Genomic DNA, 17,215 nt, shown 5'->3' with positions numbered 1-17,215 from the left:
CCCCTATCCATAGACGTAGATTATATAGAAAAGTTTTCCAAAATATATGAATTTCAATAAAATAACCTCCAAACCCACGATTAGAGATGGATTTGGAGGCTATTTTTTAATGAGTAAGCAGAATATGTTGGTTCGAACAGGTTATACACGGTTATGAGCAGACTAATTCGCTATTCGACTGCGCACCATCAACAAGGTTTTTTCTTTGATCTGTCCGATTTCACGGATGAGTGCGGCTGTCTTGGTCTCATAGGAGTATTTGACATCCAAGTCTTTCAGCGAAGCAAGGTTAATGTCGACGGTAAGCAGGGCAGATTGAGCGGCGGCTTCGAACAGGATCGCGCCGATGCCAAGATCCGAAATCACATTTTTATTGGACATTTCCACAATGTTATACGCTTGCGACAATCCGTCCCGGCATACTTCCAGCAGGCGCATGGGTACCTCAATGGCAGCGATCACCGCTGTCTGTAGGGAATGGGTACGATAGCGCTTTTCTTCGTCGGTTTCCTTGGGCAAACGCAGCGCGGTCATGTACTGTTCAAAGGATTGCATGTCTGCGACCATTAGTTCCTCACAATGTGTAGACAATCTTTCCATGCTGCTAATGACGTCCGTGATTTGTTCATGGATGTGCGCATATTTTTCTCCTTGTGAAAGGTTGGCGGTCATGGAGGTCATAGCCGCGCCTAGTGCCGCAGCCAGTGCGGATACACTTCCTCCGCCGGGGGTAGGCGCTGCACTCGCAGCCTCTTTCAGAAAATGTCCGATGGAATTGTTCCACGACAGTTCACTCATGAATAAACCACCTCTCTGGAGTAGTGTTGCAGATGTATCGCTTTGAGCAGATTTTTGTACAAAATCGCAGTCGTCAAGGTGCCAACGCCGCCGGGAACCGGAGAAATGGCATGCACCTTCTCCCCAACGTCTAAAGCGGCATCCCCCACTATTTTTCCCTCTAGCGTCTCATTAATTCCCGCATCTACCAAAATCAGACCGGGATGAACCATATCCTGTGTAATCACATCAGGGCATCCGACTGCGACGAAGGCAATGTCTGCATGGCTCAGATGCTCTGCAATATCACGTGTTCCTGCATGACAGGCGGTAACGGTGGCATTTTCTCTTTGCAACATGTGGAAAAGGGGAAGTCCCACTGTCTGTCCGATGCCCACGAGAGTGACATTTTTGCCTGCCAATGTGTGACCGTAATGCTTGAGCAGCTCGATACAGGCTTGAGGTGTTGCGGGATATAGTCCGGCGTCACCTGTTACGGTAGCCAGCTTGTTATCAGGTGTAATCCCATCAATATCCTTGTAGGGGGCGATGGATTGTTTAATAACGGAGGCGGAAAGATGTTGGGGAAGCGGGAGTTCCAGCATAATGCCATGTACATGGGGTGCATCGTTCAGACTGCTGATCAGGTGCAGTAGCTCGGTTTCGCTAACATGACGATCAAAAGTATGGAGATGAAATGAGATGCCCAGCTTCTCCGCTATTTTTTGCTTGGTCCGGGCATAGTAGGCAGATGCCGGATCACCTTCTACCAATAGGGTCGCCAGATGGGGACGGTGTCCTTGCTGCTTCATTTCTTCTACCTGTGAACGGATCGTTGCATATACTTGCTCAGCTGCTTCTTTGGATTTCATGATAATAGCCATAGTCCGAGCCTCCTCTGAATTTATCGCGTGATTTATCAACAGGGTGTCATGGTCTTGTAAACGAAAAAAAGTATTTGCACAAGGTCGTCAAGACAGACGAATCCTCTGCAAATACTTCTCCCAGGCGAACGGTACGCTTTTTTTGTATGCTCCCTCGTGGTTCATTCCACTGACTTCGCCAGTCACATACAGCGTTATTATGTCTTATATTTTAACAAATAATCCTCAGAAAAGAAACCCGCGAACATTTGGAAAACGGGTTGTGTTACTTGTCTATATGACAAATGTCATATACCTGAGCTGACGTTTATGACTACAGCGCCTAGAGGCTTTACCTTATACTGAGATTAGATCAACATGTACGCCTAACAGGATCAAGGTATAGGCGTCATTTTAAAGGAGGATCATAATGAGTATGACACAACTCCCATTAGCCCAATTGAAAAAAAATATGGCTCCCTACGAGAAAATAAACACGAAATCCAGCGTTCTGCAACTCATCAATACTTTGGGTCCACTGATCCTATTGTGGTATGCTGCTTATCTTAGCCTGTCGGTTTCGTACTGGCTGACGCTTCCCATTGCCATTGTTGCATCGGGGTTTGTGGTACGGACGTTTATTATTTTTCATGATTGTGGTCATCAATCCTTCTTCAAAAGCCGCAAGCTGAACGACATTGTGGGAACGATTACAGGTATTATTACGCTCTGTCCTTATCATCAATGGAAAAATAGTCATGCGATCCACCATGCAACCAGCAGTAATCTGGATAAAAGAGGCACAGGTGACATGTGGGTGCTCACGGTAGAAGAGTACACAGAGGCTTCCACATGGACACGGCTGGCCTATCGCATATATCGAAATCCTTGGGTTATGTTCGGACTAGGTCCGATCTATACTTTTTTGATTTCCTATCGCTTTAATATCAAGACAGCCAAACGCAAGGAAAAAATAAACACTCATGTGACGAATATATCCATCGTTGCATTGTATGCACTGTTGTGCTGGGCTATTGGATGGCAGGCCTTCCTTCTCGTACAGGCACCTATCTTTTTTGTATCCGGTATGTTGGGCATCTGGTTGTTCTATGTACAACATCAATTTGAGGATTCGTATTTTGAGCACGATGAAGAGTGGAGTTATATTAATGCAGCCGTAGAAGGCAGTTCTTACTACAAGCTTCCTAAAGTATTGCAATGGATTACGGGGAATATCGGATTTCATCACGTTCATCATTTGAGCCCCAAAGTGCCAAATTATAATTTGGAAAAAGCGCATGAAGCGACACCGTTACTTCAAAAGGCGACCACGATCACAGTAAGTAGCAGTCTGCAATCATTGAAGTTCCGACTTTGGGATGAAAATACGAAAACCTTTTTGACCTTTAAACAAGTGAAGCCGCTCCTTAGCAAACGTGTTGCAGTCACGAAACCCATCCCTACACCTGTTGTAAGCACAGAAAGAAAATAACGTTGTACAAAACTTGGTATGATATGATAAGAGATATAAGTCAAGTGAAGTAGAAGAGGGTGGCAGGATGCAAAAATGGTATCAGATTTTTCAAAGAAATACTGGACTTAGCCCTTATGTGTGGGTCGTCTTTTATATCCTGCCCTTTTACTACTTTAGCTCTTCATCTACAAGTCATATTATTCTGGGTACTGCTATTATTTTGGTGTTTTTTGCATGTTATGTATTGGCTTTTGTCTCGAAAGGCTGGCTCATATACTTTTGGACCAGTGTACAAATTGCCATATCGATTACCATGACACTGCTGTTTAGCTATATGTATTTTTCCATATTTATCGCCTATCTGATCGGTAATATTAAAAGTAAGGCTGCATTTACGACGCTGTATATTATTTTAATGGTTATTACGATTGGATTGATCAATTACGGTTTTGTTTCTCAGAATCCCGTTTTTATTAAACAGATTCCTTTTATCCTGCTCAATCTGATCGGTGTGATTCTCCTTCCGATTACGAATTTTAATCGCAACAAAAGCGATCGGCTCCAAGTCCAATTAGAAGATGCCAATAAGAAAATATCGGAATTGATTAAGCTGGAGGAACGGCAAAGAATTGCGCGTGACCTGCACGATACCTTAGGTCAGAAGCTGTCACTCATTGGGCTGAAGAGCGATTTGGCGGGTAAACTGATGGATCAGTACCCGGAGCGGGCTCATGCTGAAATTAACGATGTTCGTCTCACGGCGAGAAGCGCACTAAAAGAGGTGCGGGAAATGGTTACTCAAATGCGCGGTATGCGATTAGAGGATGAACTGCTACGTATTCGGCAGATTTTAAAGGCTGCTCACATTGAATTGACTCTAGAGGGCGACCCGAAGCTGGAGCATACATCATTAATGAATGAAAATGTACTTAGTATGTGTATGAAGGAAGCAGTGACAAATGTGGTTAAGCACAGTGGAGCCACCGCTTGTTCCATCACCATTGAGCCGTCTCGTAAGGAATTAACCCTTCGGATTCAGGATAATGGAGTCGGTATTACGAGAGAAAATGGAACCTTTCGTGGAAACGGCCTGAAAGGTATGAAAGAAAGGCTTGAATTTGTGAACGGATGTATGGAGCTGCGTTCAGATCAGGGAACGACCTTGGTCATTAAAGTGCCCAATATCACTGAAAAGCCGAATGAGGAGGTGGGGCCATGATTCGAATTGTCATCGCGGAGGACCAGCGTATGCTGCTGGGTGCTCTAGCCTCCCTGCTGGACTTGGAAGAGGACATGAAAGTAGTCGGAAAAGCAAGCAACGGGGAAGAAGCTTTAGAGCTGGTGAAGCTGCATCAACCCGATATATGCATTATGGACATCGAAATGCCGATCAAGAGCGGATTGGATGCGGCTGAGGAACTCAAAGGTTTGAACTGCAAGGTGCTGATTTTAACTACGTTTGCCCGTCCCGGGTATTTTGAACGAGCGATCAAGGCGGGGACACACGGTTATTTGCTCAAGGACAGTCCTAGTGAAGAGCTGGCTTCCTCCATTCGCAGTATTATGGCAGGTCGGCGTATCTATGCCCCGGAACTGGTCGATGATGCTTATGCCGAAGTCAACCCGCTAACAGAGCGTGAAAAGACCGTTTTAGCGCTCATCGCTGACGGAAAGAACACCAAAGAGATTGCTGGTGAACTGTATTTAACGACAGGGACGGTGCGCAATTATATTTCAGTCATTCTCGATAAGCTGGGTGTCAGTAACCGGATTGAGGCAATTACACGTTTTAACGAAAAAGGTTGGTTTAAATGAGAAACAGGGACGCTATGAAGCAAAATGTAGCGCTCTGTTTTTTTGTTTTATCCATAGATTTGGTATGCCTTTAGCGTACTACCTTGTGATACAATAGGATAGTTGTCCACAGGATGGACTGGAGTACAAGGAGGAGCAGAACCCCATGAAACAAGCCCCATTTATAGCCGTTGAAGGGCCAATCGGAGCAGGTAAAACGACGTTAGCTTCGATGCTTTCAACCGAGCTACATTTGCCGATGATCAAAGAGATTGTCGAGGAGAACCCATTTCTCGATAAATTTTATCAAAATATAGATGAGTGGAGTTTTCAGCTGGAAATGTTCTTTCTCTGCAATCGGTACAAGCAGCTGGAGGATACCGGTCTGCAATATATCGAGAAAGCTCAGCCCGTTATTTCTGATTACCATATCTACAAGAATTTAATTTTTGCCGAACGTACGCTTAAGGGTGTGAAGCTCGAAAAATATCGTCAAATCTATCATTTGCTCACAGATGATATGCCTAAGCCGGACATTATCATTTATATTAGAGCAGATTTGGATACCTTGCTGGGGAGAATTCGCAAGCGTGCACGCTCTTTTGAGCAGGAGATGGACCCCGCCTATCTGGAGCAATTGATCATAGATTATGATAAAGGCATGCAGTTTCTCGCTGAACAGTCCCCTTCCCCTCGTATATTGACCGTGAACGGGAATGAAATTGATTTTGTAGAAAATCAGGCACAATTTAAACAAATTGTTTCCGATGTAAAGGAGCTTATAAAGTGAATAATTACAATATTCCTGCGAATGCCCTGATTACGGTAGCGGGCACAGTGGGTGTAGGTAAATCCACACTGACTGGTGCTTTGGCCGGACGTCTTGGTTTTAAAACCTCTTTGGAGCAGGTTGATCATAATCCCTATCTGGAGAAATTTTATCACGATTTCGAAAGATGGAGCTTTCATTTGCAAATTTATTTTCTCGCGGAACGCTTCAAGGAACAAAAGAATATTTTCTTGTCTGGTGGAGGTTTTGTACAGGATCGTTCTATTTATGAGGACACAGGCATTTTTGCGAAAATGCATGCCGATCAGGGAACGATGAACCCTACCGATTATGAAACGTATACTAGCCTGTTTGAGGCGATGGTGATGACACCGTTTTTCCCGCACCCTGATGTGTTGATCTATTTGGAAGGCAGCTTGCCTTCCATACTGAGTCGGATTGAGGAGCGTGGTCGCGAGATGGAGATCCAGACCGAGCGTTCTTATTGGGAGCAAATGCATCGCAGATATTCCAATTGGATCAACGAATTTGATGCCTGTCCTGTACTGCGTCTGAATATTGATGAGTATGATGTACACGACCCAGCTTCCATGGATGCCATTTTGGAAGAAGTAGGAAAAGTGATATCAAAAAAATAGAGATATAACCCCAAATAAATGACAGGGACTGTGGTACAATCAGTATAAATTATGCTGATAGACTACAGTCTTTTTTTGTCGAATGAACATGTTGAGGCATGAGGTATGAATAACGGTATAGTGGACAAGTTTAGGCTGGAATGCGAGAATAGGTACATATGAATTGTAATGACTCACGGGAAGGATGGGATACTGTGATGCGTTTTGGTATTGTTGGAACCAACTGGATAACAGAGAGGTTTATTCAAGCTGCGATGGAGACGGACGAATTTTCCCTGACGGCGGTATACTCACGCACAGAGGATAAGGGCAAAGCTTTTGCTGACAAATATAACAGCCAGCCGGAGGTTTTTACAGACCTGGCGCAAATGGCCGCAAGTGATCAGGTCGATGCCGTATATATTGCCAGCCCCAATTCCTTACATGCGGAGCAGGCGATCTTATGTATGAATCACGGAAAGCACGTGTTGTGTGAGAAACCCTTTGCGTCTAATGCAGCAGAGGTGAAGAGCATGATCGAAGCCGCGCGCAACAACGATGTTCTGCTGATGGAGGCCGTTAAATCCACACTGATGCCTAACTTTAAAATAATAAAGGATCATATGTATAAATTAGGCCGGGTTCGGCGTTATTTTGCAAGCTACTGTCAATACTCCTCACGCTTTGATGCTTTTAAGCAAGGTAAGGTATTGAATGCGTTTAATCCGGCCTTTTCCAATGGTTCCTTGATGGACCTTGGTGTGTATTGTTTGTATCCTATGGTGACTTTGTTCGGCAAACCTGAGGAGGTTCGGGCGGTTGGTGTACTTTTATCCTCTGGTGTCGATGGCGAGGGCAGTATCGTGATGAAGTATCCTGATATGGATGCTATCGTCATGTATTCCAAAATTACAGATTCTTATCTGCCTGCTGAAATTCAGGGTGAGAATGGAACGATGGTGATTGACAAAATTAGTCAGCCCTATGAGGTGAAAATTCATTATCGGGACGGCACAATTGAGGATCTAACCAAAGCTCAGACGCGTGAGCCCATGTATTATGAAATTCAGGAATTTATTGATTTGATCAAGAGTGGTGAACGCAACAGTTCCATTAACTCCTTGGAGTGTTCACTTACAGTCGCTGAAGTGATGGAGGAGGCAAGACAACAATTCGGTCTTCGTTATGAAGCAGATTTGAAAAATACTTCTGCACATTAGTCTGTGGAATGATCGAGATTGCAATGCACAAAGGGCTGCCGGTTTTGCAAACTTTGCAAATATACGGTTAGCCTTATTTGGCTTTGTAGCCCTAAAAGTGTAAGCAATTGTGATGACAGGAGTCAGAAGGCTATATTCATTTTTTATTGACAGATTCTCCTTCTTGTCTTAAGGTGTTAACAATGCAATATACAGTTAAATAATCCCACTTTCGGTCAAACGAAGATTAGGGAGTTTTTTTTAGGGTATAAATCCGATTAAATCCACTGGATTACTAAAAAGGGATGGAGGAATACATACATTGTAGACGTAAGGAGGAAGCAGTTTGATAAAGTTTGAACAAGTTAGCAAAATGTTTACCTTACCCAATCGTAAGGTAAATGCTCTCGAAAAGGTTTCGTTATCGGTTGAAAAAGGAGAAATTTTCGGCGTGATTGGTTTTAGCGGTGCAGGTAAAAGTACGCTGCTGCGGCTTGTCAATTTACTGGAACGCCCCTCAGAGGGACGAATTGTCGTTAATGATCAGGATGTTACTCAGATACGTCCTAAGGAACTAAGGAATTTAAGAAGACGGATCGGGATGGTATTCCAAACCTTTAATTTGTTTAACTCTCGTACTGTATATGGGAATCTGGCTTATCCTCTAAAGCTGGCTAAACTGCCCAAGACACAGATAGATGCTCGTGTTAAGGAGCTGCTGCAATTTGTTGGATTGGAGGACAAAGCGGATTCCTATCCTGAGCAGTTATCTGGCGGGCAAAAGCAACGGGTCGGCATTGCCAGAGCACTGGCGAATTCGCCCGATATTCTCATCTGTGATGAAGCGACCTCGGCCCTCGACCCGGAAACGACAGAAGATATATTGAGGCTGCTGAAAAAAGTAAATGAAGAGTACCAGATTACGATCTTGCTCATTACCCATGAAATGAATGTGATTCGCAGTATTTGTGACCGTGTGGCGGTGATGGAGAATGGTAGGGTGATTGAGCAGGGCAGTGTGTTCGATGTATTTGCCAATCCACAGACGAAGACGACGAAAAATTTTATTCGCTCTGTACTGAATGATCAGCTTTCACCCAAACTGCTGAGCAAGATTCGGGAGCATCACGCTGGCCGATTGTACAGACTTGTTTTTCGGGGTGGGGCGACCAGTGAACCGGTGCTTTCTAGAGCGACACGGAAGCATAATCTGGATTACAACATTGTATATGGAAGTATTAATGAGCTACAGGGAGCGCTATTCGGAAGTTTAATTGTCGAGTTAATCGGTGCAGACGATGAAGTTAACAAAGTCGTGGAGGAACTACGAACGACGGTGGAAGTCAGGGAGGTCGTCGATCATGAGAGTTAATTGGGATACATTTTGGCTCAAGGTAGTGGAGGCTACAGGGGAAACGCTTTTGATGGTTGTTGTCACGCTGATTTTTGCCAGTATTCTGGGGCTTATGATTGGTTTAGTACTGTATGTGACACGTAAAGGGAGCTTGTTTGAAAACAAATTTGTGTTTATGTTTCTGAATTTACTGATTAATATCATTCGCCCGATTCCGTTTATCATTTTTTTAGTGGCGATTAGCCCGTTTACGCGTTTAATCATGGGAACCACGATTGGAACCTCGGCGGCTATTTTCCCAATGACTATTGTAGCGGCCTTTGCTGTAGCGAGAATTGTGGAAAATAATCTGGTCTCCATAGATCCGGGCATGATAGAAGCTGCCAAGGCACTGGGTGCGACTCCATTTCAGATCATCACGGGTGTGTTGATTCGGGAAGCGCTGGGACCTTTGATTCTTGGGTTGACGTTTATTACCGTGGCCTTGATTGATTTCTCTGCCATGGCTGGTACGGTGGGCGGAGGAGGCCTTGGGAATCTGGCAATGACCTATGGTTATCAACGATTCGATACCTCGGTCATGATTGTCACGATTGTTTTGCTGATTATTTTTGTACAGGTCGCCCAATATGCGGGGAACTACTTGTCTCGTAAATTTCTACGGCGCTGATGGGAACAGCGTATTATACATAACGATTAAAGGGGAAATGAAAATGAAAAAAATATTTCGCTTGGGTTTACTAGCTATTCTTAGTGTAGCGGTTCTATCTGCTTGCTCGGCTAACGGTTCGGGCTCAAATGCAAATGAAAAAGTACATGTTAAAATCGGGGTTTCAGGATCTGAGGACACGTATTGGGATGTGCTCAAGAAGAAAGCAGAGGCCAAAAATATTGAAATTGAGCTGATCAGTTTCTCGGATTATACATTACCCAATAAGGCGCTCGCCAATAAAGAGGTAGATTTGAATTCCTTTCAACATTTGGCCTTTCTCAGTCAGTTTAATGTAGAAAATGATGTGAATATCGTCCCTATTGGTGCAACGATTATCGCTCCGATGGCACTGTACTCTGAAAAATTCAAAAACGTATCGGATATTCCTGACGGCTCAAAAATTGCTATACCGGATGATCCCTCCAATCAGGGACGGGCTTTAAAACTGCTCCAGTCTGCAGGGTTGATTAAGTTGAAGCAGGATGCGGGCCTGTATCCAACCACGGATGAAATAGAAGGTAATCCTAAAAAGCTGGAGATTGTCCCAGTTGTTGCCCAGCAGACGCCGCGCGTCTTGTCTGATGTAGCCGCCTCAGCTGTGAACAGCGGTGTTGCTACGGATGCTGGGCTCAAGCTGGACGGAGCCATCTACAAGGATGATGCAAGCAGCGAAGAAGCAAAGCCATATGTGAACGTGTTTGCTGCCCGTGCGGAGGATAAGGATAATACGACTTACAAAACGATCGTGGATTTGTACCATGATGCTGATGTAGCCGAGGCGGTAAAACAGGATTCCAAAGGAGCTAACGTCGTGGTAGACCAGTCTGCCGAAGAGCTACAGGCCACATTGGATAAGCTGGTAGCAGATGTTAAAGCGCAAAAGAAATAAGAATGTTGAACAGAAGTAGGGTTGGAAGCATACTAATCTATTTTCGAAACGAGGAGAGATTGCGATGAGTACAACGAATAAGGTCGATACACATAGACAGCGGATTATTGAGAAAATTGAGGAGTCTCGTCAGCTTTACACGGAAACGAGCCGGTTTATTCATGCTAATCCCGAAATCGGCAATCAAGAATTTCAAGCTTCCCAGGCACTGACGGGTATTTTGGAGCAAGCGGGGTTTGAGGTAACTCGTAATGTAGCGGGACACGAAACCGGATTTGTTGCACGTAAGGCTTCTGCTAGACCAGGTCCGAAAATCGGATACTTGGCTGAATATGATGCATTGCCCGGTCTGGGCCATGCTTGTGGCCACAATATTATCGGAACCGCAAGCACGGCAGCAGCCATCGCCTTGGCGCAGGTGATCGACGAAACGGGAGGTGAGGTGTATGTGTTCGGTACACCAGCGGAAGAAGGCGGTCCTAATGGCAGTGCAAAAGGCAGCTTCGTGAAGCACAGGCTGTTCGAAGGGATTGATGCTGCACTGATGGTTCATCCATCCGGTGTGACCCGGCTGACCTCACCAAGTCTGGCAGTTGATCCGCTAGATTTTCATTTTTACGGCAAAGCGGCTCATGCCGCAGGATCACCAGAGCAGGGAATCAATGCGCTCGATGCGGTGCTACAGTTGTTCAGCGGTATCAATGCTTTGCGTCAGCAACTGCCGACCGATGTGCGTATTCATGGCATCATTACGCATGGAGGAGACGCGCCCAATATCATTCCGGACTATGCGTCGGCACGCTTTTTCATTCGGGCAAGTACTTGGCAGCGCACAGAGGAGGTTTCCACGAAAGTTCGCCATATCGCAGATGCTGCTGCTTTGGCAACAGGAGCCACTGTGAAAATCGAACGTTTTCAAAATGAAGTGCGTGATTTCATTCTGAACGATACGCTGGACGAGGTAGTAGGTCGTGAACTGGAAGCGCTGGGAGAACAGCTGGATCGTGGCCCTCGTGCTGGACTGGGTTCGACGGATGCGGGGAATGTGAGCCATGTTATCCCGACTGCACATGCTTACATTAAGATCGGTCCAGATGATCTCATCGCTCATACGGTGGAATTCAGGGAAGCGGCTGGCTCTGAGAAGGGTGAGGAAGCCTTAGTGACTGGAGCCAAAGCGTTAGCCTTGTCAGGCTTGGAGCTGCTGGTGAATGAAACACTGCTGGTTGCGGTGAAGGAAGATTTTAAGCGTACGCATTTAGTGGCACAGTAAGCCAAATCCACACAGGGCATAGCAGAGCCGTCTAATATGAGTGTTATAGTTGAAGAGGATATCCTACAGTCTGGTTGGCTACATGGATATCCTTTTTCATTTTCTTATAAGCTGCTATCCTTGCTCCTCAATCGCTAGGTCACTCATAACCTCATTTTTACAAAGTACTATATTTCCAAAAACAACGTATTAACAATTGATTGTTATGATTATAATTATAACTTTTACATATTTAACCGCAAAGAGGAGTGTATACATGTTTAAGAAGTTTCAAAAATGGTCAGCAGCATCTATGTCTATTGCTCTTATGCTAGGTTTGATTACTGGCATGTCAGCCTTACCTGTCCATGCTGAGTCAGCAGGGAATACAGATCATGGTATTAGTAAAGTTACAGCTACATTTTATGGAGACACTAAAGGCTCCAAAGGATTTACCTGGTATACTTCAAAACTTCTCACGAACAGCACTGTTCAAGTAATAAAGAAAACGGATTCAGAAGCTGATTTTAAGAGTGCTATCGCATTTGAAGGCGCTTCCTCTCCATCGACCAATTCTGCAGAAGAGCTTGTCCATAAAGCCGTAGCTACAGGTCTTCAAGCGAACACAACTTATTATTATCGTGTGGGTGATGCAGCGCGCGGGATATGGAGCGAAACAGGTACGTTTCAAACGGCTCCTAAGAGCGGTGAATTTACCTTCATCGATCTAGCTGATACACAAGCAAAAAGCGAAGATGAAGCCATATTGTCTTCACAGACGCTCGAAAAAGCACTTCAAACCGTAGAAAATGCTCAGTTTGTAGTCCACAACGGAGATATCGTAGATACGGGTACCAAAGAAGAGCAGTGGAACTGGCTGCTGGGGCATTCACAAAAAAGCCTTTTGAATACAACCATTGTTCCTTCAGCAGGTAATCACGAGGATGAGAACTACGCTTTTTATGATCACTTTAATATTAACGAACCTTCTTGTTCCGCTACTAAAACAGGAGCGTACTACTCTTATGATTACAGCAATGCTCACTTTATCGTACTGAACTCCAATGAGGACTCAGAGAAATATGCCAATTTTTCTGAAGCTCAAGTTGAATGGTTAAAGAAAGATGCTGCAGCAGCCAAAAGGGCAGGTGCAAAGTGGATCATTGTTAACATTCATAAAGGTCCTTACACTACCTCTAATCATGCAACAGATTCTGACATCATGGATAAGAATGGAGTTCGTAACCAAATCGCTCCACTAATGGCCGAACTTGATATCGACTTTGTTGTGCAAGGGCACGATCATATTTACGCTCGTACGAAACCAATCAACCAAGAGGGTAAAGCAACAACGCCAACAAAATTAAAAGATACATTAAATGATAAGACGATTGAATATAGTGTGAATCCAGATGGAAGTATCTATGTCATCCCAGCAACCGCTGGCCCCAAAGTCTACTACAAAAACCCAAGTGAAAAACTTGGAGATAAGTACTATAATCTCTTTGAATTAGCTGAAGAGAATCATGCGGCAGTATATGGCCCAGATCCGAGTGACAATCGTAGACCTACACGAGGACAGGTACAGAATTTTGTTGGCATCACCATAGACGGCAACAAACTTACAGCCGTAACGTATGAAATTGATCAAAACAAAAATGATGCCAAACCTTTTATTGTGGATCAATTCGGAGTCATCAAAAAAGATTAGTATAATTGATTTCATAGTTTCTAAATGATCATAAAAGGATATCCTACAGTCTGGTTGGCTGCATGGGTATCCTTTTTCATTTTCTTAGGGGATATCTACTATTGTACTTGTAATACTTACGCCCTGTTCGGAAGCTGGTAAAACGTACATAATGCAATTAACGACTTTACAAGTTTAATCATGGAGTGACTTACAGGAGGATGAAACGACGATGGCTTATCAAGAAATCAATGGAGTACGAGTATGGGGAGCACCTGATCCAGGGGCATTATCTCAAGCCTGTACATGTGCCGAAAACGGTAATGTGATTCAGGCGCTGCTGATGGCAGATCATCATAAAGGCTACAGTCAGCCGATTGGCGGTGTGATGGTGTATGACGGACAAATTTCGCCTTCAGGTGTCGGGTATGATATCGGTTGCGGGAATAAGGCGGTAAGAACCAAGCTGTTTGCAGCAGATATTATGCCGCGTATTTCAGCCGTGATGAATGAGATTGCACGTCATATTTCGTTTGGCGTAGGCCGTGTGAATGCGATTCAGGTAGACCATGAGCTGTTCGATGACCCGGATTGGGCAGTATATGCGGCGATTGGGAAACAAGAACATGACAAACTGAAGTCCTTGGCGAGGGAACAGCTGGGTACAGTAGGGAGTGGTAATCATTTTGTTGATGTATTTGTGGAGGAAGCGACAGGGCAGGTCTGGATTGCCAATCATTTCGGCAGTCGGGGCTTTGGACACAAAACAGCAAGTGGGTTTCTAAACTTGGCCGCTGGACGAGAGTTTCTCGGAAAGGCGCCGGGAGAGCAAATGGATCAACCGCCTGTGCTGCTGGATATGAACAGTGAGTTGGGGGACATGTACTATCGTGCGATGCGTCTTGCCGGACGCTATGCCTATGCGGGACGTGACTATGTGATAGAACAAGTGCTTGGTATTATGGGAACCGAAGCAGACTTTACTGTGCATAATCACCATAATTACGCATGGAAAGAACAGCATGATGGGCGTGACACCATTGTGGTCCGCAAAGGCGCCACTCCCTCGGCACCTGGCCAGATGGGCTTTATTGGAGGAAGCATGGGCGATATTTCGGTAATTGTGCGTGGAAGAGATACGGTAGAAAATCGGGATTCCTACTATAGTACAGTCCATGGCGCAGGTCGTATTATGAGTCGTACCCAGGCAGCCGGTAAAATGAATTGGAAAACCCGTACACGGAGTGGTGGACAAATCACGGACGTACAGATGAAGGAGGCCGTTCGGAACTATGGTGTCGAGCTGCGCGGAGCCGGTACAGATGAAAGCCCGTTCGTCTACCGTAAGCTGCGCGAGGTACTGGATGCTCATTCCGAGACCGTGGAAGTTATGCATGAACTGAAGCCTATTGGGGTATGCATGGCTGGGGCCAATGAATTTGACCCTTATAAGGATTAATCAAAAGACTATGCCCGGCAGAAGTGTTCATTCGCCGAGCATAGTCTTTTGAGTACATGCATGAGTATATAATAGAAGGAATTCATTGCTTAGTGCACTTGTTAGCAGCTCTATGTCTACAGCTTATCAGCAAAAAGCTGTTCTTTAATATAAGCGACTGGCATCTCTTGGCCTGTCCACAGTTCGAAGGCTAATGCGCCCTGCCACAGCATCATGCCCAGACCGTTAATGGCGGTCGCACCTACGGATTCTGCTTGTTCCATCAGCTTGGATTTAGCTGGGCTGTACACTACATCGGTTACGATCAGATCGGAACGAAGCATGGACACATCTTCAATCACACTTTTGCCTTCCAGCGGTTTCATACCAACACCTGTACCGTTAGCGAGAATATGACTTGTGCGGATCTCTTCACGTAGCTGTTCTTGATTTTCCAATGGATAGATATTCGCCTTGACTTGGGTGTGTTTCATATCTTCATTAATAATACGGACATTCTCTTCTGCACGAGCAAAGAACTGATCGTTACGGGCAAAGATTGAAATTTCAGCCAGACCTGCTTGAGCCGCTTCAATAGCAATCGGTGTAGCTGCACCGCCAGAGCCGACAAGTGTCATTTTCTTACCTTTCAGATCAATGCCGTGTTCACGCAAGTTGCGAACATAACCAGATCCATCTGTACTGTAGCCTTTTAGTATACCATCTGTGTTCACGACGGTGTTGACTGCACCTGTAAATTTAGCGCTGTCGTCCAGCTCGTCAAGATACTGTAGAATAGCTGTTTTGTTAGGCATGGACACGTTATAACCGCGTATGTTTAGAGCGCGCATCCCCCGTACCACTTCTTCAAGTTGTTCATTTCCTACTTCAAAGGCCATATACACGTTATTTAGACCCAGCTTTTCAAACGCAAGATTATGCATAGCCGGGGACAAAGAGTGTCCGATTGGTGTAGCAAGCAGTCCGATTAGTTGTGTTCTTCCGTCAATACGTCCAGCATTTTTCATGATATAAGCCTCCAAGTAATCTGTGTAGTTTAATGAAATACTTTTTTATATCGATAAGCAACAAACACGGCCAGCAAAATACTGACTACAGCAATCGCAATATCCAGAATGAATACCGAGGTAATTCCCAAACTTTTGGACATGCCCCCGGTAGCCAAAGGCATCAGAATGAACGAAAGACTGGCTGCTATGTTCACGAGAGAAGTCGTAGTGCCTTTGTTCTTGCGGAAAAATTCCGTCATAACCGTGAGGGCAATTTGGAATATGCCTGCGGTAGACAAGCCGATCAAGAATGAACTGATCAAAGTAGTGACAGGATTGTGCCATGTAATTAAAGCCAGCAAAGAAAGCAGGGCAATAAGCGGATATACAATCATGACAGTAATCGGTTTAATGAATTTACCAAGTACCACAGCTAACAGAATAACGGAAACCAATGAACCTATACTATAGTAGCTCAGCAGTTTAATGGCACTGGCTTTGTCCATGCCCAGGGCCTCTTGTCCAAAGGTAGGAAGCCATAGCTGCACGATCATGAACAATACAGTAGAAGTAAAACCGATAATAATTAGAGATAAACCTTCTTGCCAAAACTTAGGCTCGCTGCGGAAAGTATCTGTGGATTGGGCAGCCTCGGTTGGAGCCTTTTGTTCCTCTGCTTTGTGGTTGGGGAAAGCTGTCATCGACAAGAAGATACCGTTCAGCAGATAAATCCCTGCTGGAATAAAGAAGGAATATCCATAGAACATATCGTGATTAATAAAGAATGCAATCATGAACGGAATCACAATAGCACCGATCGAGATGGATGCTTTGACCAGTACCGTTGCAGACCCGGCTTTTTTTCCAAAGCCTTCAATTAATGCAGGATACGTTCCTGCATCCATCATAGAGTTGCAAAGCCCTGCGATAATAGCAAACACGAATGCCAACGTATAGTTAGGCGCAAGCGGAATGCCGATCAGGAAGATTAAATAAGCAAATGATGCAATAACAATGAGTGGTTTTCTTCCGTATTTGTCTGACATTTTTCCGGCTACCCCGAGAGCGAGCAGCTTACCGATCCCAATCGCGGACACCAGATAGCCGATGGCTGCTTTATCCGTGTTCAATTGAACGGTCAGGAAGCTCATATTCGACGATAGAATAACATTGATCATACCCAGAAGAAAATAGTTGATGTAAAGCCCTGCTGCCATTCTGATATAAGGATTTTTCATAAGTGTAACTCCCAACTTAAATTTTAGATCAATGGCCTAGGTAGGCATCGTCAGCTGTATTACATTACGCCTACAGATAAGTGAAATTATTCACATTCTTTCTATGTCATTATTATAT

The 17,215-nt window shown here is 44.7% G+C and carries 16 protein-coding genes and 1 riboswitch; of the genes, 12 read left to right on the top strand and 4 right to left on the bottom strand.

All coding sequences use genetic code 11. The annotated features are described in order from the left end of the window. Nucleotides 1–162 precede the first annotated feature (162 nt). Nucleotides 163–798: a cyclodeaminase/cyclohydrolase family protein gene (locus G9G54_RS20815; protein ID WP_165179450.1), complete on the bottom strand. Its 636-nt coding sequence runs from the start codon at nt 796–798 to the stop codon at nt 163–165. Next, a complete protein-coding gene (locus tag G9G54_RS20810) occupies nt 795–1,661 on the bottom strand; it encodes a bifunctional 5,10-methylenetetrahydrofolate dehydrogenase/5,10-methenyltetrahydrofolate cyclohydrolase (RefSeq protein WP_165179449.1) in 867 nt (288 codons plus the stop codon). The genes G9G54_RS20815 and G9G54_RS20810 overlap by 4 nt, the downstream gene beginning before the upstream one ends. Before the next feature lie 111 nt (nt 1,662–1,772). Next, a riboswitch (ZMP/ZTP riboswitch) is annotated at nt 1,773–1,857 on the bottom strand. 213 nt (nt 1,858–2,070) lie between these two features. On the opposite strand from G9G54_RS20810, the gene G9G54_RS20805 reads away from it, so the two are divergent. The 12 genes from G9G54_RS20805 to G9G54_RS20750 all read left to right on the top strand — a co-directional run bounded on the left by G9G54_RS20805 (nt 2,071) and on the right by G9G54_RS20750 (nt 14,870). After that, nucleotides 2,071–3,132 carry a fatty acid desaturase gene (locus G9G54_RS20805; RefSeq protein ID WP_165179448.1) on the top strand — a complete coding sequence of 354 codons (1,062 nt, stop codon included), beginning with the start codon at nt 2,071–2,073 and terminating at the stop codon, nt 3,130–3,132. 67 nt (nt 3,133–3,199) lie between these two features. Beyond that, nucleotides 3,200–4,333 (top strand): sensor histidine kinase, encoded by a 1,134-nt coding sequence (locus G9G54_RS20800; protein ID WP_069291170.1) that lies wholly within the window; start codon nt 3,200–3,202, stop codon nt 4,331–4,333. Then, a complete protein-coding gene (locus G9G54_RS20795; protein ID WP_025683815.1) occupies nt 4,330–4,929 on the top strand; it encodes a response regulator transcription factor in 600 nt (199 codons plus the stop codon). The genes G9G54_RS20800 and G9G54_RS20795 overlap by 4 nt, the downstream gene beginning before the upstream one ends. Nucleotides 4,930–5,074: 145 nt before the next feature. Next, nucleotides 5,075–5,698 carry a deoxynucleoside kinase gene (locus G9G54_RS20790; RefSeq protein WP_165179447.1) on the top strand — a complete coding sequence of 208 codons (624 nt, stop codon included), beginning with the start codon at nt 5,075–5,077 and terminating at the stop codon, nt 5,696–5,698. Next, a complete protein-coding gene (locus G9G54_RS20785) occupies nt 5,695–6,336 on the top strand; it encodes a deoxynucleoside kinase (RefSeq protein WP_013308920.1) in 642 nt (213 codons plus the stop codon). The genes G9G54_RS20790 and G9G54_RS20785 overlap by 4 nt, the downstream gene beginning before the upstream one ends. A gap of 197 nt (nt 6,337–6,533) precedes the next feature. After that, nucleotides 6,534–7,535: a Gfo/Idh/MocA family protein gene (locus tag G9G54_RS20780; RefSeq protein WP_061830653.1), complete on the top strand. Its 1,002-nt coding sequence runs from the start codon at nt 6,534–6,536 to the stop codon at nt 7,533–7,535. 325 nt (nt 7,536–7,860) lie between these two features. Continuing rightward, nucleotides 7,861–8,886 carry a methionine ABC transporter ATP-binding protein gene (locus tag G9G54_RS20775; RefSeq protein ID WP_165179446.1) on the top strand — a complete coding sequence of 342 codons (1,026 nt, stop codon included), beginning with the start codon at nt 7,861–7,863 and terminating at the stop codon, nt 8,884–8,886. Beyond that, complete coding sequence (locus tag G9G54_RS20770; RefSeq protein WP_069291173.1) at nt 8,876–9,538, top strand: methionine ABC transporter permease; 663 nt, start codon at nt 8,876–8,878, stop codon at nt 9,536–9,538. Before G9G54_RS20775 ends, G9G54_RS20770 begins: the two co-directional genes overlap by 11 nt. Before the next feature lie 43 nt (nt 9,539–9,581). Next, the gene (locus tag G9G54_RS20765; protein WP_165179445.1) at nt 9,582–10,469 is read left to right on the top strand and encodes a MetQ/NlpA family ABC transporter substrate-binding protein; all 888 of its coding nucleotides are present in this window, start codon (nt 9,582–9,584) and stop codon (nt 10,467–10,469) included. A gap of 64 nt (nt 10,470–10,533) precedes the next feature. Beyond that, entirely contained in the window at nt 10,534–11,742 is a 1,209-nt protein-coding gene (locus G9G54_RS20760) for a M20 family metallopeptidase (protein WP_165179444.1), read from the top strand. Nucleotides 11,743–11,998: 256 nt separating this feature from the next. Further along, on the top strand, nt 11,999–13,432 hold the full coding sequence (locus G9G54_RS20755; protein WP_165179443.1) for a purple acid phosphatase family protein: 1,434 nt from the start codon (nt 11,999–12,001) through the stop codon (nt 13,430–13,432). A 211-nt stretch (nt 13,433–13,643) separates the two neighbouring features. Beyond that, nucleotides 13,644–14,870, top strand: coding sequence for an RtcB family protein (locus G9G54_RS20750; protein ID WP_165179442.1), 1,227 nt, complete (start codon nt 13,644–13,646; stop codon nt 14,868–14,870). 116 nt (nt 14,871–14,986) lie between these two features. Here the strand turns inward: G9G54_RS20750 and G9G54_RS20745 are convergent, their stop codons facing one another. Further along, the gene (locus G9G54_RS20745; protein WP_165179441.1) at nt 14,987–15,877 is read right to left on the bottom strand and encodes a shikimate dehydrogenase; all 891 of its coding nucleotides are present in this window, start codon (nt 15,875–15,877) and stop codon (nt 14,987–14,989) included. Nucleotides 15,878–15,906: 29 nt separating this feature from the next. Further along, nucleotides 15,907–17,097, bottom strand: coding sequence for an MFS transporter (locus tag G9G54_RS20740; protein WP_165179440.1), 1,191 nt, complete (start codon nt 17,095–17,097; stop codon nt 15,907–15,909). Between the last annotated feature and the right edge of the window lie 118 nt (nt 17,098–17,215).

The organism is Paenibacillus sp. EKM212P (assembly GCF_011066115.1).
In the GTDB taxonomy this organism is placed as follows: domain Bacteria; phylum Bacillota; class Bacilli; order Paenibacillales; family Paenibacillaceae; genus Paenibacillus; species Paenibacillus polymyxa_B.
Note: the sequence above shows the minus strand (reverse complement) of the source record. Positions and strands in the feature narration are given on the sequence as shown.